The organism is Agromyces sp. MMS24-JH15 (assembly GCF_043518605.1).
GTDB lineage: Bacteria > Actinomycetota > Actinomycetes > Actinomycetales > Microbacteriaceae > Agromyces.
This window is the reverse complement of record NZ_CP171358.1, coordinates 3242295-3266062: the sequence shown is the minus strand read 5'-3', so window position 1 is coordinate 3266062 and position 23768 is coordinate 3242295. Positions and strand designations below refer to the sequence as shown.

The following is a 23768-nucleotide window of genomic DNA, read 5'->3' as shown; positions in this document are numbered from 1 at the left end:
CCGACGTGACGCCCGGGCGGGCGACCCCCGCGCCGCTCGGTACGCTGGACGGATGCTGCGCACGATCGACCTCCGGGGCACGCGTCCGTCCACGTCCGAGCTGCTGGCGCTCGTTCCCCGTGCGGGTGTCGACGTGGACGTCGCGCTCGAGGTCGCGCGCGGGCTGATCGACGACGTCCGCGAGCGCGGGTCCGAGGCGCTCCTCGAGCAGTCGGAGCGGTTCGACCGCGTCCGGCCCGCGGCGATCCGCGTGCCGGCGGCGGAGCTCGCCGAGGCGCTCGACTCGCTCGCACCCGCGGTGCGCGCGGCCGTGGAGTCCACGATCGAGCGCGTGCGCGCCGCGAGCCGGGCGCAGGTCCCGGCGCCCACCACGACCGTGCTCGCCGACGGCGCGGTGGTCGAGCAGCGCTGGCAGCCCGTCGAGCGCGTCGGGCTCTACGTGCCCGGCGGCAAGACCGTGTACCCGTCGAGCGTGATCATGAACGTCGTTCCGGCGCAGGCGGCCGGCGTGCGATCGCTCGCCCTCGCCTCGCCCGCACAGGCGGCGCACGGCGGCCGCGTGCACCCCACGATCGCGGCGGTCGCCGCCCTCCTCGGCGTCGACGAGGTGTACGCCATGGGCGGCGCGGGCGCCATCGGGGCCTTCGCCCACGGGGTTCCCGACCTCGGGCTCGAGCCCGTCCAGCGCGTCACCGGGCCGGGGAACGTCTTCGTCGCCGCGGCCAAGCGCCTCGTCGCGGGCGTCACCGGCATCGACGCGGAGGCCGGGCCCACCGACATCCTCGTGATCGCGGACGCGACCGCGAACCCGGACTTCGTCGCCGCGGACCTGCTCAGCCAGGCCGAGCACGACGAGCTCGCGGCATCCGTGCTCGTGACCGACGCGCCGGACTTCGCGGCGCAGGTGCAGGAGCGCCTCGCGGCGCGACTGGCCGCGACGACGCACCGCGAGCGCGCGGAGACCGCGCTCACCGGGTCGCAGTCGGCGGTCGTGCTCGTCGACGACCTCGTCCAGGCGACGGCGTTCACCAACGCGTTCGCGCCCGAGCACCTCGAGATCCAGACGGCCGACGACGACGACGTGCTCGCGCGGATCGAGAACGCGGGCGCCATCTTCCTCGGGTCGTACTCGCCCGTGAGCCTCGGCGACTACGCGGCGGGCTCGAACCACGTGCTCCCGACCGGCGGCACGGCGCGGCACGCGGCCGGGCTGTCGGCGGCGACGTTCCTCCGCCCGCAGCAGGTGGTCCGCTACTCGCGGGCCGCGCTCGAGGCCGTCGCGCCGGTCGTCGCGGCGCTGTCGGCGGATGAGGGCCTGCCCGCGCACGGTGCCGCGGTCACGGCGCGATTCGAGGGCTGAGCCGGGGTCGCTCGCCGGGGCGCCGGCCGCCGCCCCGGACGGGGGACGCCGGTGGCCTCGGCGCCGATAGGCTGGCACCACCATGTACTGCCCGTTCTGCCGCCACCCGGATTCCCGCGTCATCGACTCGCGCACGAGCGACGACGGCCTGTCCATCCGTCGCCGTCGCCAGTGCCCGGAGTGCAACCGCCGGTTCTCGACGACCGAGACCGCGAGCCTGGCGGTGATCAAGCGCTCGGGCGTCATCGAGCCGTTCAGCCGCGAGAAGGTGGTCCTCGGCGTCAGGAAGGCCTGCCAGGGCCGGCCCGTGACGGACAGCGACCTCGCCGTGCTCGCGCAGAAGGTCGAGGAGACGATCCGCTCGACCGGGGCATCCCAGATCGAGGCGAACGACATCGGGCTCGCGGTGCTGCCGCCCCTGCGGGACCTCGACGAGGTCGCCTACCTGCGCTTCGCGAGCGTCTACCAGGCGTTCGAATCGCTCGACGACTTCGAGGCCGCGATCGGCCAGCTCCGCGAGGAGCACGGGCGCCTGCCCGCCCGACCCGCGGAGTGATCGCCGCGCGGGCGTCCATGGGCACCGGGTGGCGCTGGAGCACGACTCCGCTCCGGTAGCCTGAATCCGGCATGTATCGACTCATCTTCTCGGTCTTCTTCTCGCGCATGGATCCCGAGGCGGCGCACCACCTCGCCTTCCGTGTCATCCGCTTCCTCCCGACCCTCGGCCTCGGCCGCCTGGTCTTCCGATCGACGCGCCCGTCGACCGATCTCGCGGTCGACGCGCTCGGCCTGCGGTTCCCGTCGCCGTTCGGCGTCGCGGCCGGGTTCGACAAGGACGGCTTCGCGGTCCGCGGGCTCGGCCACCTCGGCTTCGGGCACGTCGAGGTCGGCACGCTCACCGCGATCGCGCAGCCGGGCAACGACCGGCCGCGCCTGTTCCGGCTCATCCCGGATCGTGCGCTCGTGAACCGGATGGGCTTCAACAACGGCGGGGCGGATGCCGCGGCCGGGCGGCTCGCGCGCCTGGCCAGGCGCACCGACCGACCGGTGCTCGGCGTGAACATCGGCAAGAGCCGGGTCACGCCGGTCGAGGACGCCGTCGCCGACTACGAGCGGAGTGCGCGCGTGCTCTCGCCGTACGCCGACTACCTCGTCGTGAACGTCAGCTCGCCGAACACGCCGGGCCTGCGCGGGCTGCAGGAGCTCGACGCGCTCGCGCCGCTGCTGCAGGCCGTGCGCCGGGCGGCGGGCGCGACCCCGCTGCTGGTCAAGATCGCCCCCGACCTCACCGACGACGAGGTGCGCCGCATCTGCGGGCTCGTGGGCGAGATCGGGCTCGACGGGATCATCGCGACGAACACGACCATCTCGCGTGCGGGGCTCCGATCGCCGGCCGCGTCGGTCGAGGCGATCGGCGCGGGCGGGCTCTCCGGTGCGCCGCTCGCGGCGCGTTCGCTCGAGGTGCTCCGGGTCATCCGCGCCGAGGTGCCCGACGACCTGTGCGTGATCTCCGTCGGCGGCGTCGAGACGGCCGAGGACGTCCAGGAGCGGCTCGAGGCCGGCGCGACGCTCGTGCAGGGCTACACCGCGTTCATCTACCGCGGCCCGTTCTGGGCGCGCGAGGTGAACCGCGGGCTCGCGCGCATCCGCGCCGGGCGGACGGCGGCTCCCGCAGCCTGAACCGGGCGGCCGCCGGACGCGTGCCGGGCGCCTGACGCGTGCCCGGGCGGCGCCGGCGCCGGCGCCTACGCCTCGGGAACGGGGTCCGGGCCGTCCTCGACGGCCTCGAGGATGCCCCGCTCGGCGAGCAGGTCTGCGAGAGTCGATCCGTCGCTCGCAGAGACCCACGGCACGGTGTCGCCGTGCTCCTCGCCCTTCGACCGGCCGCCGGCGAGCATCGCCTCGCCCGTGGACAGCCGGCGGATCGCGACCGCGGCGACGTGGTCGGGGAACTCGGCGGCGAAGCGCGCGTAGTGTTCCTCGTCGCTCTGGCCGTCGTCGCCGATGAGGAGCCACCGGACGTCCGGGAACTCCCCGGCGAGCCGGCGGAGGTTCTCGTCCTTGTGCTCGCGGCCGCTGCGGAACAACCGGTCGTGCGTCGGGCCCCAGTCGGTCAGCAGCAGCGGACCGGCGGGGTAGAGGTTGCGCGAGAGGAAGCGCGTGAGCGTCGGGGCGACGTTCCAGGCGCCCGTGGACAGGTAGATGACCGGGACACCCGGGTGCGAGCGGACCAGCCGCTCGTACAGCACGGCCATGCCCGGGGTGGGGATCCTGGCGTGCTCGTCGAGGACGAACGTGTTCCACGCCGCGACGAGCGGCCGCGGCAGCGCGGTCACCATGACCGTGTCGTCCACGTCCGAGATGATCCCGAACCGCATCTCGGGCGCCACGACCGTGATGGGCGCCTCGACGGGCACCGCGCCCGCGGTCGTGAGCGTCGCGGTGTGCCAGCCCGGCTCGAGCGCCACGGGCACGCGCGTGTCGACGACGCCGCCGCGGTCGGCGAGCACCTCGATCCGCTGCCCGGCGATCTCGATCACGACGGGCACGTCGCCCACCGGGATGCTCGTGAAGCTTCGCCATCCGCGGATGACCGGAGGGCGGGTCGGCCGGCCGTGGCCGTTCGCGGCCGGCTTCGGCCGGGTGAGCAGGACGCGGCAGAAGATCCGGACCCACTCCGTCGAGCCGTAGCCCGTGTAGGGCACCACGGTCGGCACCTGCCCGCGGCGGCGCGCCCAGCGCTCGCGGAGGTCGTGGAGCCAGTCCTCGAGGCGCGCGGCACCGTGCCGGGCCGACCGTGCGCGGTCTCCGGCCGGCATCGGGGTGGGCTCCGGCATCCTTCCAGTCTGTCATGTCGCACCGGAGCGTCGCGCCGACCGTCGCCGCCCGCTCGCGCCCGAGCGCGAGCGCGCACGGGGCGCGCAGGGGATCGCCGCGCCGCGTGGTCGGCCGGGCATCCGGCGGCAGGTAGAGTGGTCCGGCACATCAACAGGAGGTTCCGTGCCGCACATCGACCTGATCCTCGGGGCCGAGCCGGGGCGTCGTCGCTCCATCCGCACGGAGCCGACGCAGCGCCGGAGCACCCAGCGACTCGACGCGTTGCTCGACGCGGCCGCCGAGCTCGTGGACGAGATCGGCTTCGAGCGCCTGACCACGCAGATGGTCGCCGAGCGCGCGGCGGCGTCGATCGGGACGGTCTACCGCTACTTCCCGGACCGCGTCGCAGTGCTGCACGCGCTGCGCGAGCGCTCGGTCGAGCGCTTCCGCGCCCGGGTCGCGGCGATCCTGGCCGAGTCGAACCCGTCGACCTGGTGGGACGTCGTGGAGGCCGCGATCGAGGCGGCCACCCAGCTCTACCGCGACGAGCCCGGCTTCTCCGTCGTCCGCTCCGCGTGGCGCGAGCCCGACGAGCACGGCCAGGACCCGGAGTTCGCGGCGCGCGTCTCGCGCGTGATCGAGGCCGAGTTCGGCGAGCTCGCCGACGCATCCGACGTCCGGTTCCGCCTCGGGGTCGCGATCGAGCTGGCGGACGCGCTCATCAGCCGCGCGTTCCTGCACAACCCCGAAGGCGACCAGCGCTACCTCGACGAGGCGCGCCGGGTCGTGCGCGGCTACCTCGCCGAGCACCTCGACGACGTCCGCGTGGCGAGCACCGCGGCCTGACGCTTCCCCGTCCCGCTGTTTGCGGGCGAGGCGGTTCCCTGCTTGTCTGGGAATCGCGGGACCGACCGGCGTCCCGCGGAAGCGAGACGGCATGATCGAGTTCCGCGGCGTCACCAAGCGGTATCCCGACGGGACGGTGGCGGTCGCCGACGTCGACCTCGAGGTTCCCGCCCACCGCACGACCGTGCTCGTCGGATCGTCGGGGTCGGGCAAGACGACGCTCCTGCGGATGGTCAACCGCATGGTCGACCCCACGGCCGGCGCGGTCCTGGTCGACGGCGTCGACGTCGCGACCGTCGAACCGGTCCGACTCCGCCGATCGATCGGCTACGTCATGCAGAACTCCGGCCTGCTGCCGCACCGGAAGGTGGCCGACAACATCGCCACGGTCCCGATGCTCCGCGGGATGCCCCGACGCGCGGCGCGCGCGCGTGCGCTCGAGCTGATGGACACGGTCGGGCTCGATCGAGCGCTGGCCGACCGCTACCCGGCGCAGCTGTCCGGCGGGCAGCAGCAGCGCGTCGGCGTCGCCCGCGGCCTCGCCGCGGACCCCGACATCCTGCTGCTGGACGAGCCGTTCGGTGCGGTCGACCCGCTCGTGCGGACCGAGCTCCAGGACGAGCTGCGCCGCCTGCAGGGCGAGCTCGGCAAGACCGTCCTCTTCGTGACCCACGACATCGACGAGGCCTTCCGCATCGGGGATCACGTCGTGATCCTCCGTGAAGGCGGCGAGATCGTGCAGCGGGGCACGCCGGCCGAGCTGCTCGCGTCGCCCGCGGACGCGTTCGTCGCGGGATTCGTGGGCGCCGACCGGGGTCGACGGTCGCTCCGCGTCGACCGGATCGGCGGGCGCGACGTCGTGGTGGACGCGGACGGCCGCCCGGCCGGGGTGCTCGCACCGTGACCTGGCTCGCCGGCGCCCTCGACCGGGTGTGGGAGCTGATGCTGGTGCACCTCGCGTTGTCGGTGCCCCCCGTCATACTGGCGTTCGTGTGCTCGGTCCCGATCGGCTGGGCGGCCTGGCGGTATCGCTGGAGCCGCGGGGCGCTGCTGAGCCTGTGCGGCATCCTCTACGCGATCCCGTCGCTGCCGCTGCTCGTGTCGTTGCCCGCGGTGCTCGGCACCGGCGCGCGCTCGCCGGTCAACCTCGTGGTCGCGCTCACGCTCTACGGGATGGCGCTGCTGGTCCGCGCGAGCGCCGACGCGTTCGCGGACGTCGACGGCGACGTGCGCCTGTCGGCGACGGCCGTCGGGTACTCCGGGTGGGGGCGGTTCTGGGCGGTCGACCTGCCGCTCGCGGGCCCCGGGATGCTCGCGGGGGTCCGGGTGGTCATCGTGAGCACGGTCAGCCTCGCCACGGTCGGCGCGGTGATCGGGATCCAGAGCCTCGGCAGCCTGTTCACCGACGGGTTCCAGCGCAACATCCCGGCCGAGATCTGGACCGGCGTGATCGCGACGGTCCTGCTCGCGTTCCTGCTCGACGCGGTCGCCGTGCTGCTCGGGCGGATCCTGCTCCCGTGGACGACGGCGCGCGACCAGGCGGGTGCACCCGCGCGCCGGAGGCGTGCGAAGCGCGGAGCGGTCGCCGCATGAGCCTGTTCGCCGAGGCGTTCGCATGGCTCGCCGACCCCGCGAACTGGGAGGGGCCCGGCGGGATCGCCGCGCGCCTGGCGTTCCACGTCGTCTTCAGCCTCGCGGTCGTCGTCGGCGCGGTGGTGGTCGCACTGCCGCTGGGCATGCTCGTCGGGCACACCGGCCGCGGACGCGAGGCCGCCGTGCTGGTGTCCGGGGGGCTCCGGGCACTGCCGACCCTGGGCCTGCTCACGCTCGTCGCGCTCTGGCTCGGCGTCGTCGTGCAGGCGCCCTATCTCGCACTCCTGGTGCTCGCGGTGCCGTCGGTGCTCGCCGGAGCCTACGTCGGGATCGGCGGCGTCGACCGGCGCGTGGTCGACGCGGCGCGCGGCGTCGGGATGACCGAGACGCAGATCGTCCTGCGCGTCGAGACGCCCCTCGGGATGCCGACGATGATCGGGGGCGTCCGGGCCGCCGTCCTGCAGGTCGTCGCGACCGCGACGCTCGCCGCGTACATCGGCGCGGGCGGGCTCGGGCACTACATCTTCCTCGGGCAGAAGACCCGCGACTACCCGATGATGCTCGGCGCGTCGATCCTCATCATCGCGCTCGCGCTCGTCTTCGACGGCGTGTTCGCGATCGTCCAGCGACTCGTCGTGCCCGCCGGCGTCCACGCCGTGCGGGAGACCGGACTCCGCGAGCGGCGCCGAGGTCCGCGCGCGGCAGTGGGATAGTCCCACCTACCGAAGGGATGGCAATCATGTTCGCAACAGGAAGAGGCCGGCTCGCTGCCCTCGCAGCGGTCGCGGTCGGGGCGGCAGTAGCCCTGGCAGGGTGCGCCTCGGGGGATCCCCTCGACGAGGGTGGAACCGGGGAGTCGTCCGGGTCGTCCGAGACGATCGTCATCGGATCGCAGGCGTACTACTCCAACGAGATCATCGCCGAGATCTACGCGCAGGCGCTCGAGGCGAACGGGTACACGGTCGACCGGCAGTTCCAGATCGGCCAGCGCGAGGTGTACCTGCCCGAGATCGAGGCGGGGGAGATCGACCTGTTCCCCGAGTACACCGGGAACCTGCTGCAGTACTGGGTCCCGGACACCGAGGCGAAGACCTCCGACGACGTCTACGCGGCCCTCCAGGACGCGGTGCCGGAGGGTCTGCGCGTGCTCGACCAGTCGCCCGCGACCGACCAGGACTCCTACAACGTCACGAAGGCCTTCTCCGACGAGTACGGCGTGACGAGCCTCGAGGACCTCGCGGGCGTGCCGGTCCCGTTGACGCTCGGCGGCAACGCCGAGCTCGAGACGCGCCCGTACGGACCGCAGGGGCTCGCCGACACGTACGGTGCCGACGTCGGCTTCCTCGCGATCGAGGACAGCGGCGGGGCGCTCACGGTCAAGGCGCTCGTCGACGGGCAGGTGCAGCTCGTGAACATCTACAGCGCCGACCCGAACATCAAGGCGAACGACCTCGTCACGCTCGAGGATCCGAAGGGCCTGTTCCTCGCCTCGAACGTCGTGCCGCTCGCGAGCGAGAAGGTGACCGACGAGATCGCGGCGATCATCGACACGATCAGCGCGGCGATGACCCCCGCCGACCTCGTGGCGCTGAACGACGAGAGCGTGAACGGCCAGCGGTCGGCCGAGGACATCGCGTCGGCATGGCTGGAGTCGAAGGCGCTGTTCTGACCTTCGCCGTCGGCGCGGTCAGGCCGAGGGGTCCGACGTCCGGACGTCGGACCCCTCGGTCGCGCCCGGCGTGACGTGCGGGTCGGCTTCGCCGGACGCATCCGGGTCGTCGGCGAGGTGGCGCGCCTCCAGGCGCGTGATGAGGCGCTTCGCGAACCACACGCCGACGAGGAACACCGCGATGATCGCGACGAACAGGTAGCCGGCCCAGTGCAACTCCCGGCTGAGCTCGCGGTAGCTGCCCGCGGCGAGCCATCCGACCGTCACGTACGCGGTGGTCCAGATGACGCAGGCGGGCGCGGTCCAGGCGATGAATCGGCGGTACGACATCGCGCTCATGCCGACGACGAGCGGCACGACCGAGTGCAGCACCGGAAGGAAGCGCGAGAGGAACACCGCGGGGCCGCCGCGCCGCTCGACGTACCGTCGGGCGCGCGCCCACTGCGCGTCGCCGATCCGTCGGCCGAGGCGCGACTCGACGAGGCGCGGCCCGAACCACCGGCCGATGGCGAAGCCGATCGACTCGCCGACGAGCGCGCCGACGATGACGGCGAGGATGAGCGCGAGGTACTGGGGGACGTTCTCGACGCCCGTCGCCGAGACCAGGACGATGGTGTCGCCCGGGACGACGAGCCCGATGAGGATCGACGTCTCGAGCATCATCGCGAACCCGGCGACGATCGTCCGCAGCACCGGGTCGATCGACTGCACGGCGTCGAGGATCCAGTCGAGCGCGTCGTTCACGCGTCCGAGCCTAGGGCGCTCGCGCGCACGTGTCTCCGCCGCGTCGACGGATGTCAGCCGACTCGGAGGCGCGCGTTCCCGGCGTCGGTGCCGAGGCGTTCGAGCCGGGCGTCGAGCATCGCGCGATCGGGTGCGATGCCGCCCGCGTCGGCGTAGGCGCCGGGCTCGGCGTCCGAGCCGAGGAGCCGCAGCGCCGACCCGAGCGCGTCGTCGCCGGCCTCGTGTCGGGCGCGGTCGTCCGCGAGCATCTCGGTGAGCTGGGTCACGGCCCGCTCGGCGCGATTCGCGATCGGGAACCACGGCAGCGCGCTGTGCCAGGCGCGGAACGCGACGAGGACCACGTGGTGGAACTGCTCGAGGTGCGCGCGCTCGTGCGCGACGACGGCCGCGAGCTGCCGGTCGTCGAGGGCGGCGACGAGGCCGTCGGTGAGCACGGTCGCGGTGCGGATGCCGGGCACGCAGTAGGCGAGCGGCGCGGAGTGGGGGAGGACCCGCGTGTGCGGCGAGCCCGGCAGCGGGTCGGACAGGAGCGCGATGAGCTGGTGCTGGCGACGTCGTTCGCGCTCGGCGCGGCCGGCCGTGAGCGCGAGGTTCAGGGCGAGGTGCACCGCGAGGGCGATCGCGAGGGTCAGCGCGCCGAGGTGGACGAGCGAGAACCCCTGCGGCAGCGATCCGGCGAACAGGTGCGGGAGGAGCGCCGCGGCCGCCGCGGGGAGCGAACCCGCGGGCGCGGCGCCGAACACGAGCAGGCTCCCGATCATGGTGATGCCGCCGCCGAGTGCGATCGCCTGCCAGAGCGCGAGCGCCGGCCCCGGTGCGCGCGCGGGCCACGACGCCCGCGCGAGCGCGACCGGGACGGGCCAGGCCAGCGCGATCGCGACGGCCGCGAGCAGCACGGAGGCGGTCAGCATGCGGGAGTCAGTGCGCGGCGAGCTCGTCGAGGAGCCGGCGGAGCGTCGCGGCCTCCTGCCTGCTCGCGGTCCCGACGAATCGCGCGAGTGCGGCGTCGCGGTCGCTCGACCGGTCGAGGACCTCGTGCATGAGCTCGGCGGTGTGGTCCTCGCGACTGAGCAGCGCCTGGTACCGGTGCGGGCGGGCGTCCCTGGAGCGCGTCACGAACCCCTTGCGCTCGAGGCGCGCGAGCACCGTGAGCACGGTCGTCGTGGCGGGCACGCGGCCCTCGTCGCCCGCGAGCACGAGCCGGTCGCGGAGCTCGTTCGCCGTGAGCGCGGCGTCGGCGGCCCAGAGTTCCTCCATGACCGCGCGTTCGAGCTCTCCGAGATTCGCCATGTGTCAAGGGTACCTACCGGAGGGGCTATGTTCTACGCTGTGTAGAAGAAACGCCCGGCGCGGGCGGCACCTGCACCGCCTCACGGAAGGATGCACGTGAACGACCTCCTCGATCCGCTGCTGCTGGCCAGATGGCAGTTCGGACTCACGACCGTCTACCACTTCCTGTTCGTGCCGATCACGATCGGCCTCGCGACCACGACGGCGGTCTTCCAGACCGCGTGGTTCCGCACCGGGAAGCTCGAGTACCTCAGGATCACGAGGTTCATCGGCAACATCTTCCTGATCAACTTCGCGATGGGCGTCGTCACCGGCATCGTCCAGGAGTTCCAGTTCGGCATGAACTGGTCGGAGTACTCCCGGTTCGTGGGCGACGTGTTCGGCGCCCCGCTCGCGCTCGAGGGCCTCCTGGCGTTCTTCTTCGAGGCGACGTTCATCGGGCTCTGGATCTTCGGCTGGGACAAGCTCCCGCGGGGCATCCACCTCATGACCATCTGGTTCACCGCGATCGGCACCGTCCTGTCGGCGTACTTCATCATCGCCGCCAACGCGTTCATGCAGAACCCGGTCGGATTCGAGATCAACGACGCGAAGGGGCGGGCCGAGCTCGTCGACATCGGCGCGGTCCTCACCAACCCGGTCGCGCTCGCCGCGTTCCCGCACACGATCGCCGCGTCGTTCATGGTCTCGTCGGGCCTCGTCATCAGCGCCGCGGCGTGGCACCTCGGGCGGAGCCAGCACCTGGACTCCATGCGCCCCCTGCTGAAGTTCGGCCTGTGGGGCATGGTGATCTCGGGCGCGCTCACCACGTTCTTCGGCGACCAGCTCAGTCTCGCGATGGTCGCGACCCAGCCCATGAAGATGGCCGCCGCCGAGGCGACGTACGACACGGTCTGCGGAGCGGATGCATCCTTCTCGCTGTTCACCCTCGGCACGCCCGACGGCTCGAGCGAGCTGTTCTCGATCCGCGTGCCGTACCTGCTCTCGTTGCTGTCCACGCACAGCCTCGACGGGTGCGTCGAGGGGATCAACGACCTCCAGGCCGAGTACACCGAGCTCTACGGCCCCGGCGACTACTCGCCGATCATCTGGGTCACCTACTGGGCGTTCCGCTGGATGATCGGCCTCGGCCTGCTCCACGTGCTCATCGCCGTCGTCGGCCTCTGGGTCACCCGCAAGGGCCGCCTGCCGCAGCAGCGCTGGGTGTGGAAGGTCGCGGTCTGGAGCTTCCCGCTCTCGCTGCTCGCGATGTCGGTCGGCTGGGTCTTCACCGAGATGGGCCGGCAGCCCTGGATCGTGTTCAGCCTGCTCTTCACCGAATCCGCCGTCTCGCCGAACGTCACGGGCCTGGACGTGCTCATCTCGCTCGTCGCGTTCACGCTCGTCTACGGCGCGCTCGCGGTGGTCGAGTTCGGGCTCATCATCAAGGCGATCCGGAAGGGCCCGCCGGACGTCGGCGAACCGGACCCCGAGACGGGTCGGGTCGAGCCCGCGAGCACGGTCTACTAGGAGGAGCAGGACATGGATCTCTCAACGCTCTGGTTCTGGATCGTCGCATTCCTCTTCGTCGGCTACTTCGTGCTCGACGGCTTCGACTTCGGCGTCGGCATGTCCCTCCCGTTCCTCGGGAAGGACGACACCGACCGTCGCGTGCTCATCAACACCATCGGGCCGGTCTGGGACCTCAACGAGACGTGGGTCATCGTGGCCGGGGCATCCCTGTTCGCCGCGTTCCCCGAGTGGTACGCGACGCTGTTCAGCGGCTTCTACCTCGCGCTCCTGCTGATCCTGCTCGCGCTCATCGCGCGCGGCGTGTCGTTCGAGTACCGGCACAAGGGCGTCCACGAGCGCTGGACGGCGTGGTTCGACGGCATGATCGTCGTCGGCAGCGCGGTGCCGGCGCTCCTGTGGGGCGTGGCGTTCGCGAACATCGTGCAGGGCGTCCCGCTCGACGCCGGCCACAACTACACGGGCACGCTGCTGGACCTGCTGAACCCGTACGCGCTCGTCGGCGGCCTCACGACCCTCCTGCTGTTCTTCACGCACGGCGTCGGGTTCGTCGCGCTGAAGACCACGGGCGACCTGCGCGACCGTGCGCAGCGGCTCGCGCAGCGGGCCGGGATCGTCACGATCGTGGTCGCGGCCGGGTTCCTGCTCTGGACCGGGCTCGCGTTCGGCACGGGCTGGTTCTGGATCCTCGCCGCGATCGCTGCGGTCGCCCTCATCGGCGGCTGGTTCGCGAACGCGCGCAAGGCCGAGGGCATCGCGTTCGCGCTCCTCTCGGTCACGATCGCAGCCGCCGTGCTGGCGCTGTTCGCCGCGCTCTTCCCGGACGTGATGCCGGCCTCGAACGATCCGGCCAACAGCCTCACGGTCGAGAACGCGTCGAGCAGCCAGTACACGCTGACGGTCATGAGCTGGGTCGCGCTGTTCTTCCTGCCGCTCGTGCTCGCCTACCAGGCGTGGACGTACTGGGTGTTCCGCAAGCGCATCACGCGCGAAGCCGTCGAGGCCGCTCCGGCGCACTGACGTGAAGCCGCTCGATCCACGGCTCGCACGCCGCGTGCGCGGCGCCCGGCGGTTCCTCGCCGCGGGCGCCGGGCTCGCGGCCGTGCAGTCGGTCGCCACGATCGCGTTCGCCTGGGCGCTCTCGAGCGCGGTCGTCGCGCTCGTCGACGGCGGCGGGCCGGATGCCTCGGCCGTGCCCCTGCAGGTCCTCGTGGCCGCGGCGTGCGTGCGCGCGCTCGCCGCCTGGGGCTGGGAGGCGACCGGCACGTCGGGCGCCATGCGCGTGAAGCGCGAATTGCGGTCCGACCTGCTCGCCGCGGCCGCGCGTCGACCCGCCGGGATCCCGGGATTCCCCGGCCACCGGGTCGCGACGCTGCTCGGCTCGGGCCTCGACGCGCTCGACGACTACTTCGGGGCGTACCTGCCGCAGCTCGTGCTGACGGCCGTCGCCACGCCCGCGTTCCTCGCGGCGGCGTGGCTCGCCGACCCGCTCTCGGGACTCATCCTCACGATCGTGCTCCCGCTGATCCCGGTGTTCATGGCGCTCATCGGGCTCGCCACGCAGGCGGTCCAGCGGCGCCAGTGGGACAGCCTGACCGCGCTCTCGAAGGCGTTCCTCGAGGTGCTCGGCGGCCTCTCGACGCTCGTGCTGTTCGGGCGCGCGGAGCGCCAGGCCGGGCGCATCCGCCGGGCGACCGACGACTACCGGCGCCGCACGATGCGCGTGCTCGGCGTCACCTTTCTCTCCGGGTTCACGCTCGAGCTCGCGGCGAGCCTGTCGGTCGCGCTGGTCGCGGTCACGGTCGGCCTCCGGCTCGTCTCGGGCGACGTGACCCTGCTGCCCGGGCTGTTCGTGCTCGTGCTCGCGCCCGAGGTGTTCCTGCCGCTGCGGAACGTCGGCGCCGCGTTCCACGCGTCGGCGGCGGGCGTCGAGGCCTCGCGCGACGCGTTCGACCTGCTCGACGCGGCGGAGCGCGCGGGTGGGGGCCCGAGCGCGGGACCGGGCGCGGGCGGGGGCCAGGGCGCGGGTGCGGCCGGGCCGTCGCACGACGGCGCACCGATGCCGGATGCCGCGCCGCGGGCGCGCCGCATCCTGCCCGCCGACCTGGGGCTCACGGTCGCCGACCTCGTCGTGCGCCGCGATGGCCGCGCGGTCGTCGACGGAGCGACCTTCCGCGTCCGCCCCGGCGAGGTGGTCGCGCTCGCGGGACCGTCGGGCGCGGGCAAGTCGTCGCTCATCGCCGCGGTCCTCGGCTATGTCGAGGCGTCGGGCCGGATCTGCCTCGACGGCGCGACCGACCCGGCCGACGTGCGCGCTCGGCTCGCGTGGTCGGGGCAGACGGCGGCGCTGTTCGCCGGAACTGTCGCCGACAACGTGCGACTCGGCGACGAGCAGGCCGACGACTGGCTGCTCGAGCGCGCGCTGCGACTCGCGGGCGTCGACGTCGACGCCGACCGCACGCTCGGCGCGGGCGGGGCGGGGCTCTCGGGCGGACAGGCACAGCGCGTCGCGACGGCGCGCGCCATCCACCGCCTGCTCGCGCGCGACGCCGCGCTCCTGATCCTCGACGAGCCGAGCTCGGCCCTCGACGCGGAGCGCGAGGGCCGACTGGCGGCATCCCTCCGCGAACTCGCCGAGGAGGGGCGCGCGGTGCTCGTCGCCACGCACCGGGCGGCGCTCGTCGACGCGGCCGATCGGGTCGTGCAGCTGGAGGCCGCGCATGCCTGAGCAGCCGATCGACCGGGCCCGCACGCGTGCCGTGCTCCGACAGGCCGTGCCGCCCGCACGCCGCTTCGTGGCGCCGATCCTGCTCGGCATCCTCGCGGGCGTCTCGAGCGTCGCGCTCCTCGCGTGCTCGGCCTGGCTCATCGTGCGCGCGTCCGAGCAGCCGCCGGTCATGTACCTCTCGGTCGCCGTCGTCGGCGTGCGCGCGTTCGCACTCGGCCGCGCGGCGTTCCGGTACCTCGAACGACTCGCCGGGCACGACGCCTCCTTCCGCCAGCTCGCGGCGATCCGGTCCGGCGTGTACGAGCGGCTGCTCCCGTTCGCGCCCGACGGGCTCGCGGCGACGCGGCGCGGCGACCTGCTCGCGCGGTTCGTGTCCGACGTCGACGACCTCCAGATGGTCGAGCTGCGCGTCGTGCAGCCGCTCGTGAGCGCGAGCGTCGTGCTCGTGTGCGCGGTCGCGGGCGTCTGGCTGCTGGCACCCGGTTCCGGTGCGGCCCTGCTCGGATGCCTCGTGGTCGGCGTCGGCGTCGCGCTGGTGCTCCAGCGGGTCGCCGCACGGCGGTCCGAGCGCGAGCTCGCCCCGCTCCGCGGGCGCCTGCACGCCGCGATCCTCGACCACGTCCAGTCGATCGACGTCCTCGTCGCGTACGACGCGGCCGGCGCGAGCGCGCGCCGGATCGACGACCTCGGCGACCGGCTCGCGCGCACCGCCCGCCGGCGTTCGGTGGCTGCGGGCGGTGCCGCGGCGGTCATGGCCGCGCTCGCCGGCATCGCGGCGGCCGCGAGCGCTGCCGCGGGCGCACCGCTCCTGGTCGACGGGCGGATCACGGGCCCGGCGTTCGCGGTCCTCGCCCTCGTCCCGCTCGCGATCGCCGAGGTCGCGGGGGCGATCCCGGTGGCCGCGGCGGCCGCGCGGGTCGTGCGGGCGAGCGCGGTCCGGGTCGCGGGCGCGGTGCCGGCGGAGGTCCCGGTCGAACTGCCGGTCGCCCCGGTCACGGCGGTCGTGGCAGACCCCGCTCCGGCCGTTCCGCCCGCGCCGGCCCGCCCGCCCGTCCCCGACCTCCGCCTCCGCGCGGTCTCGGCGGCGTGGCCGCCGCTCGGCGACGCACCGCCCGGTGCCGCGCTGGCGCGCGTGGACCTCGACCTCCGCCCCGGCGAACGCGTGCTCCTGCGCGGGCCGTCGGGGGCCGGCAAGACGACGCTCGCGCACGTCCTGGTCCGGTTCCTCGCCTACGACGGCTCCTACCGCGTCGACGGAGTCGAGGCATCCGAGCTCGACCCGGCCGCGCTGCGCGCTCGGGTGGGCCTCGTCGAGCAGCGCCCGTGGATCTTCGACGAGGACCTCCGCCAGAACCTGCTGTTCGCCAGGGACACCGCGACCGACGACGAGCTCATGGACGTGCTGGGTCGCGTGGGCCTGGCCGACTGGGCGCTGGGCCGCGGCGGGCTGGGCACGCGGCTCGGCGAGCGCGGCGCGCTCGTCTCGGGCGGGCAGGCCCAGCGGATCGCCCTCGCGCGCGCACTGCTGGCAGGGTTCCCGGTCCTCGTGCTCGACGAGCCGACCGCGAACGTCGACCGGTCGGCCGCCGATGCGCTGCTCGCCGATCTCATGCGTGCGGCCGCGCGGGACGGCCGCTCGGTGCTGCTCATCAGCCACGTGGACGTGGATCCCGCCCTCGTCGACCGGGTGGTCGGGCTGGATGCGGGTGCGACGGCGCCGCCGGACGGCGATGCCGATCGCGGCCGGGGGTGGACCCGTCGCGCCGTACGCTGAATGGATGCCCGGGACGATCCGCACGCGCCGCCTCGACGGCTGGGTCGACCCCGAAGCCGCGTACGCGGCCGTCACCGCAGGTCCCTCAGCGATCGCGCACGGATCCGTGTGGCTCGACGGCGGGCACGGCGCTTCGACCGGCCGCAGCGTCGTCGCGGTCGGCCGCGACGACTCGGCCCTCGTCGTGTCCACTGCCGACGGCGACCGGATCCTCGAGCACCTCGGGGCCGAGCTCGAGCGCCGCGCGGCGCGGCGCTCGGACGGCGTGCCGAGCGCGCTCGGGTGGATCGGGTGGTTCGGCTACGAGTGGGGCGCGGCGCGCCTGGGCATCCCGGTGGCGCAGGCGACGACGCCGGATGCCTCGTTCCTGTTCGTCGACCGCGCGATCGTGTTCGACCACGACCGCGGCGAGGTCGAACTCGAATGGCTCGACGCCCAGGACGGCGCCGCGTGGGCGGACGACGTGGTCCGGACGCTCGCCGCCGCCCGTCCGGCGTCCCCTCCCGACGGCCCGCCGGCGAGCGGGACCGGTCTCGACACCGAGGCCCGCCCCGACCGCGCGGCCCACCCGGACCCCGCCGTCCGCTGGCGCTACGCGCCCGACGAGTACGCGGCCCGCATCGAGGCGTGCCAGGCCGCGATCGTGCGCGGCGACGCCTACCAGCTCTGCCTGACCAACCGCATCGACGTCGACGTGCGACCGGATCCGGTCGAGGCGTACCGGCGGCTCCGGCGACTGAGCCCCGCGCACCACGGCGGCCTGCTCCGCCTCGGCGAGGTCGCGCTCCTGTCCGCCTCGCCCGAGCAGTTCCTCGCCGTCGACCTCGACGGGCTCGTCACGACCAAGCCCATGAAGGGCACGCGCCCGCGCGGCGCCGATCCCGCGACGGATGCCGCGCTGCGCGCCGAACTGCTCGCGAGCGAGAAGGAGCGGGCCGAGAACCTGATGATCGTCGACCTCATGCGCAACGACCTCGGCCGCATCGCGGAGCTCGGCACGGTCGAGGTGCCCGCACTCCACGTCGTCGAGGAGTATCCGCAGGTGCACCAGCTCGTGTCGACGGTATCTGCCCGGCTGCGGCATCCGTTCACCGCACTCGACGCGGTCTCCGCCGCGTTCCCGGCCGGCTCGATGACCGGCGCGCCCAAGGCGAGCGCGATGACGATCCTGCACGCCCTCGAGGATGGGCCGCGGGGCGTGTACTCGGGCGCGTTCGGCCGCCTCGGCGTCGACGGCACCGCCGACCTCGCGATGGTCATCCGCTCGATCGTCCTCACGCCCGAGGGCGCGTCCATCGGGACCGGCGGCGGGATCACCGCGCTGTCGGTGCCCGACGAGGAGGTCGAGGAGACCCGCGTGAAAGCGCGGGCGCTGCTCGCGGTGCTCGGCGTGCGGCTCGACGGACCGGTGGGCGGAGCCCCGGAGGCCGCGATCGAATAGGCTGGATGGGCGTGCGCGCTGGCTCCGGCGTGCACGGATTCCCGCGATCCCCCAGCACGACACCGATTGTGAGTCACGTGGCCAACGAGCAGGACACCGCCCAGCACGCCGACGCCGGCACCTACGACTTCGCCGAGATCGAGGCGAAGTGGCTTCCGGTCTGGGACGAGCTCGAGCCGTTCCGTGCCGGGCGTCCGGGTGACACGCGCCCGCGCAAGTACGTGCTCGACATGTTCCCCTACCCGTCGGGCGACCTGCACATGGGACACGCCGAGGCGTTCGGCTTCGGCGACATCTCGGCCCGGTACTGGCGCCACCAGGGCTTCGACGTGCTGCACCCGATCGGCTGGGACTCGTTCGGGCTGCCCGCCGAGAACGCCGCCATCAAGCGCGGCGCGGACCCGCGCGAGTGGACGTACGCGAACATCGAGCAGCAGAAGCGCTCGTTCCGCCGGTACGCGCCCTCGTTCGACTGGTCGCGCGAGCTGCACACCTCCGACCCCGAGTACTACAAGTGGAACCAGTGGCTGTTCCTGAAGATGTACGAGAAGGGCATCGCGTACCGCAAGGCCGGCAACGTCAACTGGTGCCCGGTCGACCAGACCGTGCTCGCCAACGAGCAGGTCGTCGACGGCCACTGCGAGCGCTGCGGCGCGGTCGTGACCAAGAAGGCCCTCACGCAGTGGTACTTCCGGGTGACCGACTACGCCGACCGCCTGGTCGACGACCTCAACCAGCTCGAGGGCAAGTGGCCGCACAAGGTCCTCTCGATGCAGCGCAACTGGATCGGACGTTCCTCGGGCGCCGACGTCGAGTTCGAGATCGAGGGTCGTGACGAGCGGGTCGCGGTCTTCACGACGCGCCCCGACACCCTGTACGGCGCGACCTTCATGGTCGTCGCGGCGGACTCCGAGCTCGCGGCGGAACTCGCCGACGGGGCATCCGAGGAGGTGCAGCGCCGGTTCGGCGACTACCTGGAGTCGGTGCGCGCGGAGACCGACATCGAGCGCCTCGCGACCGACAAGCCGAAGTCCGGCGTCTTCCTCGAGCGGTACGCCGTCAACCCGCTGAACGGCGAGCGGCTGCCGATCTGGGCCAGCGACTACGTGCTCGCCGACTACGGCCACGGCGCGATCATGGCCGTCCCCGCGCACGACCAGCGCGACCTCGACTTCGCGCGCGCATTCGACCTGCCCGTGCGCGTCGTCGTCGACACGAACCAGCCGGTGACCGGGGTGATCCCCGTCATCCCGCTCGATGAGGACGGCAACCCGTACCTGCCCGACGACCTGCCCCCGCTCGACCCGGCGTCCACCGGCCTCGCGCTGACCGGCGACGGCCGCCTGATCAACTCGGGTCCGCTCGACGGGCTCTCCAAGGCGAAGGCGATCCACCGCGCGGTCGAGGTCCTGGCCGAGCGCGGCACCGGCCGTGCGGCCAAGAACTACCGGCTGCGGGACTGGCTGATCTCCCGCCAGCGGTTCTGGGGCACGCCGATCCCGATCATCCACTGCGCCGAGTGCGGCGAGGTGCCGGTGCCCGAGCAGGACCTCCCGGTGCGCCTCCCCGAGGCGGCCGGCCTCGACCTCTCGCCGAAGGGCGCGAGCCCGCTGGGCGCGGCCGAGGACTGGGTCAACGTCGCCTGCCCGAACTGCGGCGGGGCGGCCCGCCGCGACTCGGACACCATGGACACGTTCGTGGACAGCTCGTGGTACTTCCTCCGCTACCTGAACGCGACCGACGACGCGCGCGCGTTCGACCCCGCCGAGGCCGAGCGCTGGGCGCCGGTCGACCAGTACGTGGGCGGCGTCGAGCACGCGATCCTGCACCTCATGTACGCGCGGTTCGTCACGAAGGTGCTGTTCGACCTCGGCTACCTGGGCTTCACCGAGCCGTTCACCTCGCTGCTCAACCAGGGCATGGTCCTCATGGACGGCTCGAAGATGTCGAAGTCGAAGGGCAACCTGGTCGAGTTCGCCTCCGAGCTGAACCAGCACGGCACGGACGCGCTGCGGGTGACGCTCGCGTTCGCGGGCCCGCCGGAGGACGACATCGACTGGGCGGATGTCTCGCCGGTCGGTTCCGCGAAGTTCCTCGCGCGTGCGTGGCGCATCTCGGGTGAGGTCACGTCGAGCCCCGACGTGGAGTGGAAGGGCGGCGACCCGGCACTGCGACGCCTGACGCACCGACTGCTCGCGGATGCTCCGGGCCTCGCGGAGGCGTACAAGTTCAACGTCATCGTGGCGCGCCTGATGGAGCTCGTGAACGCGACCCGGAAGACGATCGACCAGGGCCCGGGTGCGGGCGACCCCGCCGTGCGCGAGGCCGCCGAGGTGACCGCGATGATCCTCGACCTGTTCGCGCCGTACACCGCCGAGGACATGTGGGCGCGGCTCGGCTACGAGCCGACGATCGCGCTCGTGCCGTGGCGCAAGCCCGACCGCGCGCTGCTCGTCGAGGAGTCGGTCACGGCGATCCTGCAGGTCGACGGCAAGGTGCGCGACCGCCTCGAGGTCTCGCCGCGCGTGTCGGCCGAGGAGCTCGAGCGGCTCGCGCGCGAGTCGGCGAGCGTGCAGCGCGCCATCGGCGATCGCGAGGTCGTGAACGTGATCGTGCGCGCGCCGAAGCTCGTCAATATCGCCACGCGGGGCTGACGCTCGCGCACGCCGGTCGCCCGCATTCGCGCGGGCGACCGGCGTTCGCGTGCGCGACGGGCGTTCGCCCGGGTTCGCGTGGGCGAGCGCGCATCGCGTGCGATCCTCCCCAGCCGATCCCGCGGACCGTCCGTGACCCGACGCCGCTGCGGCGGAAGCGACGGCGGCTCGGCGCCGTAGCGTGCCGCGCATGCCCGTCGCCTCCGCCGATCCGCTCGACGCCCTCGACCCGTCCGCCCGCCGGGCGGGTCCGCGCGCCCGGATCGCCGTGGGCGCGGCCGTGGTGCTGTTCCTCCTCGCGGTCGCGGTGGCCGCGTTCCTGTCGGCGGGCGCGACGGGCGGTGGCGACGGCGGCGTCATCGGCGCGACCGATGCCGCATCCGGTGCGTCGCCCGAGGATGCCTCGGCGGCACCGGCGATCGGCGAGCCCGCGCTCCTCGTGCACGTGCTCGGCGCAGTCGCCGAGCCGGGGCTCGTCGAGGTCGCGGCGGGCTCGCGTGTGGTCGACGCGATCGCCGCGGCGGGCGGGCTCGCGGCCGACGCCGACCCGGCGGGCGTCAACCTGGCTCGCCCGGTCGTCGACGGCGAGCAGTTGATCGTGCCCGTCGCCGGCCAGCTCCCCGCCCCGGGCGCCCCGGGCGCCATGACCCCCGGCGACGGCAAGGTGCACCTGAACACGGCCGACCTCGCGGCCCTCGACACGCTCCCGCGCATCGGTCCCGCGCTCGCGCAGCGCATCCTGGACTGGCGCGAGGCGAACGGCTCGTTCGCGAGCGTCGACCAGCTCCGCGAGGTCGCGGGCATCGGGGATGCCACGTTCAGCGGCCTCGTCGACCTGGTCGCGCTCTGACGTGGCGGTCGTGCGCCGCTCCGGAGCCGACCTGCGCCTGCTCGCCCCGGCCGCACTCGCCTGGGCTTCGGCCTGGGCGGCCACCGGCGCGCCGTCGGCGGGCGTCGCGTGGACGCTCGCCGCATGGGGCTGGGCGCTCGCGGTCGCGTGCGTCGGCGTGCTGGTCGGGCCGGCAGGGCCGCGCCGCGTGCGTTCGGCATCGATGGCGGCGGTCGCCGCCCGATCGTCGGCGACCCGTTCGACACCGACCCGTTCGACACCGACCCGTTCGACACCGGACCGATCGACACCGGACCGATCGACACCGGACGGATCCAGATCCGACCGATCGTCGCCGACCCGATCCGCACGAGCGATCGCCGCGACGCTCCTGCCCGCGATCGCCGCGGGTGCGCTCGCGGCCCATGCAGCCGCGGTGGGGCTCGGCGTGCGCGACGGGTCGGCGCTCGCGGAGGCCGCACGGGAGCACGCCGTCGTGGCGGTGGTGCTCGAGCTCGACCGCGCACCGCGCCCGCGCGCGGCCGCGCCATGGGGTGCCACGGGCGAACCGGACCTGCGGCTCGACGGTCGGGTCGTCGAGGTCGAGGGTCGGGCGGTGCCCGCGATCCCGGTGACGACCGTCTCGGCGGCGGACGAGCGGCTCGCGTTCGGCAGTCGGGCGGCCTTCCGGGCCGAGGTCGTCGCGCTCCCTGCGGGGGAGTCCGCCGCCTTCCGCCTGCGGCTCGCAGGCGAGCGCGTCGAGGTGGCGCCGCCGTCGTGGTGGCTCGCGTGGGCCGCGCGGCTGCGGTCCGGGTTCGCCGAGGCTGCGGCGTCGCTCCCGGGGGACGGCGGCGCGCTCGTGCCCGGTCTGGCGATCGGCGACACGAGCGCGGTCGCGAGCGATCTCGACGCCGCGATGAAGGCCGCGTCGCTCTCGCACCTCACCGCGGTCTCGGGGGCGAACTGCGCGCTCGTGACCGCGGCCGCGTTCGGCTTCGCCGGCCTGCTCGGCTGGCGGAGGGCGTGGCGCATCGTCGTCGCCGTCGTCGCGCTCGCCGCCTTCGTCGCGATCGTGACGCCCGAGTCGAGCGTGGTCCGGGCGACCGCGATGGCCGTGGTGGTGCTCGTCGCGCGCGCGTGGGGCCGCCCCGGCGGCGGCACGGCCGCGCTGTCGCTCGCGGTACTCGTGCTTCTGGTCGCCGACCCGTGGCTCGCGCGGGACTACGGGTTCGCGCTGTCCGCGTGCGCGACCGCGGGACTCATCCTGTTCGCCCGGCCGCTCGCGACCGCCCTGGGCCGCGTGATGCCGCGACCGCTCGCGGTCGTGCTCGGGGTGCCGCTCGCCGCGCAGCTGGCCTGCCAGCCCGTGCTGGTCCTGCTCGCCCCGAGCATCGCCGCCTACGGCGTGCCCGCGAACCTGCTCGCGGCACCCGCGGCCCCGGTCGGCACGGTCGTCGGGCTGGTCGGATGCCTCGTCCTGCCGTTCCTGCCCGCCGTCGGCGTCGCGCTGCTCCAGTGCGCGTGGCTGCCCGCCACGTGGATCGCGCTCGTGGCGCGCGGGGCGGCGGCCATGCCGGCCGCGTCGCTGCCGTGGATGCCCGAGGCATCCGGTGCCGTGCTGCTCGCCGTGGTGACGGCGGCGCTCCTCTGGCTCGTGCTCGCCCGGCGGCGGCCGCGCTGGGCCGTGCGCGTCGTCGTGGTCGCGCTCGTCGCGGGGGCCGCGTGGCCGGTGGGCGGCGGCCTCGTCGCGCCGACGCTCCGGGCGGCGTCGATTCCGGCCGACTGGGAGGTCGGCATGTGCGACATCGGCCAGGGCGACGCGACCATCCTCCGCTCCGACGGAGCGACCGCGCTCATCGACGTCGGTCCGGATCCGGCGCCGCTCCGGCGGTGCCTCGCCGCACTCGGCGTCGACCGGATCGACCTGCTGGTCCTCACGCACTGGGACCTCGACCACGTCGGCGGCGTCGACGCGGTCGTCGGGAAGGTCGACGCGGTCGTGCACGGTCCGCTCGACGGCGAGCGGAGCGACCGCGTGCTCGATCCGCTCGTGGCGGGCGGTGCGACCGCCGTCGAGGTGACGTCGGGGCGGTTCGGCACGCTGGGCGAGGCCCGATGGGAGGTGCTGTGGCCGGCCCCGGGAACGGCGCCCGGCAACGATGCGAGCGTCGTCCTCGCGGTGCGTGCGCCGGACTGGCGCGGCGTGTTCCTCGGCGACCTCGGCGAGGGTGCCCAGCAGCGCATGCTCGCCCGGCACGACCCGGGACGCGTCGACCTCGTGAAGGTCGCCCACCACGGCTCCGCCGACCAGGATGCCGTGCTCTACGAGCGGATCGGGGCGACGGTCGGGCTCATCGGCGTCGGCGCGGACAACGGGTACGGGCATCCGACCGCGTCGCTGCTCGACGTGCTCGCGGGCGTGGGCACGATCCCGCTCCGCACCGACCGTGCCGGCACGATCCTGCTGAGCCCGGACGCCGGAGGATTCCGGGTGTGGAGCGAGCGCTCCACGGG

General features: G+C 73.9%; 19 protein-coding genes and 1 pseudogene. 16 read left to right on the top strand and 4 right to left on the bottom strand.

What is annotated here, in order from left to right; translation table 11 throughout:
• The first annotated feature begins 52 nt into the window (after positions 1-52).
• From hisD to ACDF64_RS14860, 3 genes are all read left to right on the top strand, one after another.
• Positions 53-1360 (top strand): histidinol dehydrogenase, encoded by a 1308-nt coding sequence (gene hisD, locus ACDF64_RS14870; protein ID WP_394552134.1) that lies wholly within the window; start codon positions 53-55, stop codon positions 1358-1360.
• Between the two features lie 82 nt (positions 1361-1442).
• On the top strand, positions 1443-1916 hold the full coding sequence (nrdR, locus tag ACDF64_RS14865) for a transcriptional regulator NrdR (RefSeq protein ID WP_394552133.1): 474 nt from the start codon (positions 1443-1445) through the stop codon (positions 1914-1916).
• A 71-nt stretch (positions 1917-1987) separates the two neighbouring features.
• Positions 1988-3040 (top strand): quinone-dependent dihydroorotate dehydrogenase, encoded by a 1053-nt coding sequence (locus ACDF64_RS14860; protein ID WP_394552132.1) that lies wholly within the window; start codon positions 1988-1990, stop codon positions 3038-3040.
• Between the two features lie 65 nt (positions 3041-3105).
• On the opposite strand, the gene ACDF64_RS14855 is transcribed toward ACDF64_RS14860, so the two are convergent.
• Entirely contained in the window at positions 3106-4197 is a 1092-nt protein-coding gene (locus tag ACDF64_RS14855; RefSeq protein ID WP_394552131.1) for an App1 family protein, read from the bottom strand.
• Between the two features lie 163 nt (positions 4198-4360).
• Between ACDF64_RS14855 and ACDF64_RS14850 the strand changes: the two genes are divergently transcribed.
• From ACDF64_RS14850 to ACDF64_RS14830, 5 genes are all read left to right on the top strand, one after another.
• A complete protein-coding gene (locus tag ACDF64_RS14850; protein ID WP_394552130.1) occupies positions 4361-5023 on the top strand; it encodes a TetR/AcrR family transcriptional regulator in 663 nt (220 codons plus the stop codon).
• Between the two features lie 91 nt (positions 5024-5114).
• Positions 5115-5927, top strand: a complete 813-nt coding sequence (locus ACDF64_RS14845) for an ABC transporter ATP-binding protein (RefSeq protein WP_394552129.1) — start codon at positions 5115-5117, stop codon at positions 5925-5927.
• Positions 5924-6616 carry an ABC transporter permease gene (locus tag ACDF64_RS14840; protein ID WP_394552128.1) on the top strand — a complete coding sequence of 231 codons (693 nt, stop codon included), beginning with the start codon at positions 5924-5926 and terminating at the stop codon, positions 6614-6616. The genes ACDF64_RS14845 and ACDF64_RS14840 overlap by 4 nt, the downstream gene beginning before the upstream one ends.
• A complete protein-coding gene (locus ACDF64_RS14835; protein WP_394552127.1) occupies positions 6613-7329 on the top strand; it encodes an ABC transporter permease in 717 nt (238 codons plus the stop codon). The genes ACDF64_RS14840 and ACDF64_RS14835 overlap by 4 nt, the downstream gene beginning before the upstream one ends.
• Before the next feature lie 26 nt (positions 7330-7355).
• Positions 7356-8285, top strand: coding sequence for an ABC transporter substrate-binding protein (locus ACDF64_RS14830; protein WP_394552126.1), 930 nt, complete (start codon positions 7356-7358; stop codon positions 8283-8285).
• 18 nt (positions 8286-8303) lie between these two features.
• Here ACDF64_RS14830 and ACDF64_RS14825 read toward each other — a convergent pair whose 3' ends face one another.
• From ACDF64_RS14825 to ACDF64_RS14815, 3 genes are read right to left on the bottom strand one after another with little or no spacing between them, the layout of a single operon-like run.
• A complete protein-coding gene (locus ACDF64_RS14825; protein ID WP_394552125.1) occupies positions 8304-9029 on the bottom strand; it encodes a DedA family protein in 726 nt (241 codons plus the stop codon).
• A gap of 53 nt (positions 9030-9082) precedes the next feature.
• Complete coding sequence (locus ACDF64_RS14820) at positions 9083-9940, bottom strand: M56 family metallopeptidase (protein WP_394552123.1); 858 nt, start codon at positions 9938-9940, stop codon at positions 9083-9085.
• 7 nt (positions 9941-9947) lie between these two features.
• Complete coding sequence (locus ACDF64_RS14815) at positions 9948-10319, bottom strand: BlaI/MecI/CopY family transcriptional regulator (RefSeq protein ID WP_394552122.1); 372 nt, start codon at positions 10317-10319, stop codon at positions 9948-9950.
• A 96-nt stretch (positions 10320-10415) separates the two neighbouring features.
• Between ACDF64_RS14815 and ACDF64_RS14810 the strand changes: the two genes are divergently transcribed.
• The 8 genes and pseudogenes from ACDF64_RS14810 to ACDF64_RS14775 form a co-directional block, all read left to right on the top strand.
• Positions 10416-11828: a cytochrome ubiquinol oxidase subunit I gene (locus ACDF64_RS14810; RefSeq protein WP_394552121.1), complete on the top strand. Its 1413-nt coding sequence runs from the start codon at positions 10416-10418 to the stop codon at positions 11826-11828.
• A 12-nt stretch (positions 11829-11840) separates the two neighbouring features.
• Positions 11841-12848, top strand: a complete 1008-nt coding sequence (gene cydB / locus ACDF64_RS14805; RefSeq protein WP_394552120.1) for a cytochrome d ubiquinol oxidase subunit II — start codon at positions 11841-11843, stop codon at positions 12846-12848.
• 1 nt (position 12849) lies between these two features.
• Complete coding sequence (cydD, locus tag ACDF64_RS14800; protein ID WP_394552119.1) at positions 12850-14556, top strand: thiol reductant ABC exporter subunit CydD; 1707 nt, start codon at positions 12850-12852, stop codon at positions 14554-14556.
• On the top strand, positions 14549-16330 hold the full coding sequence (gene cydC, locus ACDF64_RS14795; protein WP_394552118.1) for a thiol reductant ABC exporter subunit CydC: 1782 nt from the start codon (positions 14549-14551) through the stop codon (positions 16328-16330). Before cydD ends, cydC begins: the two co-directional genes overlap by 8 nt.
• 4 nt (positions 16331-16334) lie before the next feature.
• The gene (locus ACDF64_RS14790; RefSeq protein ID WP_394552117.1) at positions 16335-17771 is read left to right on the top strand and encodes an anthranilate synthase component I family protein; all 1437 of its coding nucleotides are present in this window, start codon (positions 16335-16337) and stop codon (positions 17769-17771) included.
• 77 nt (positions 17772-17848) lie between these two features.
• Positions 17849-20425: a leucine--tRNA ligase gene (gene leuS / locus ACDF64_RS14785; protein ID WP_394552116.1), complete on the top strand. Its 2577-nt coding sequence runs from the start codon at positions 17849-17851 to the stop codon at positions 20423-20425.
• Between the two features lie 190 nt (positions 20426-20615).
• Positions 20616-21275, top strand: coding sequence for a ComEA family DNA-binding protein (locus ACDF64_RS14780; protein ID WP_394552115.1), 660 nt, complete (start codon positions 20616-20618; stop codon positions 21273-21275).
• Positions 21235-23532 (top strand): annotated as a pseudogene (locus ACDF64_RS14775) (ComEC/Rec2 family competence protein); the annotation flags it as partial. The gene ACDF64_RS14780 and the pseudogene ACDF64_RS14775, both read left to right, overlap by 41 nt.
• Between the last annotated feature and the right edge of the window lie 236 nt (positions 23533-23768).

Excerpts from the sequence above, each read along its gene's own strand:
- ACDF64_RS14860 (WP_394552132.1), top strand. The coding sequence starts at position 1,988 with ATGTATCGACTCATCTTCTCGGTCTTCTTCTCGCGCATGGATCCCGAG.
- nrdR (WP_394552133.1), top strand. The coding sequence starts at position 1,443 with ATGTACTGCCCGTTCTGCCGCCACCCGGATTCCCGCGTCATCGACTCG.
- ACDF64_RS14845 (WP_394552129.1), top strand. The coding sequence starts at position 5,115 with ATGATCGAGTTCCGCGGCGTCACCAAGCGGTATCCCGACGGGACGGTG.
- ACDF64_RS14820 (WP_394552123.1), bottom strand. The coding sequence starts at position 9,940 with ATGCTGACCGCCTCCGTGCTGCTCGCGGCCGTCGCGATCGCGCTGGCC.
- ACDF64_RS14780 (WP_394552115.1), top strand. The coding sequence starts at position 20,616 with ATGCCCGTCGCCTCCGCCGATCCGCTCGACGCCCTCGACCCGTCCGCC.
- ACDF64_RS14790 (WP_394552117.1), top strand. The coding sequence starts at position 16,335 with ATGCCCGGGACGATCCGCACGCGCCGCCTCGACGGCTGGGTCGACCCC.
- cydC (WP_394552118.1), top strand. The coding sequence starts at position 14,549 with ATGCCTGAGCAGCCGATCGACCGGGCCCGCACGCGTGCCGTGCTCCGA.
- ACDF64_RS14830 (WP_394552126.1), top strand. The coding sequence starts at position 7,356 with ATGTTCGCAACAGGAAGAGGCCGGCTCGCTGCCCTCGCAGCGGTCGCG.
- ACDF64_RS14855 (WP_394552131.1), bottom strand. The coding sequence starts at position 4,197 with ATGCCGGAGCCCACCCCGATGCCGGCCGGAGACCGCGCACGGTCGGCC.
- ACDF64_RS14815 (WP_394552122.1), bottom strand. The coding sequence starts at position 10,319 with ATGGCGAATCTCGGAGAGCTCGAACGCGCGGTCATGGAGGAACTCTGG.
- hisD (WP_394552134.1), top strand. The coding sequence starts at position 53 with ATGCTGCGCACGATCGACCTCCGGGGCACGCGTCCGTCCACGTCCGAG.
- ACDF64_RS14835 (WP_394552127.1), top strand. The coding sequence starts at position 6,613 with ATGAGCCTGTTCGCCGAGGCGTTCGCATGGCTCGCCGACCCCGCGAAC.
- cydB (WP_394552120.1), top strand. The coding sequence starts at position 11,841 with ATGGATCTCTCAACGCTCTGGTTCTGGATCGTCGCATTCCTCTTCGTC.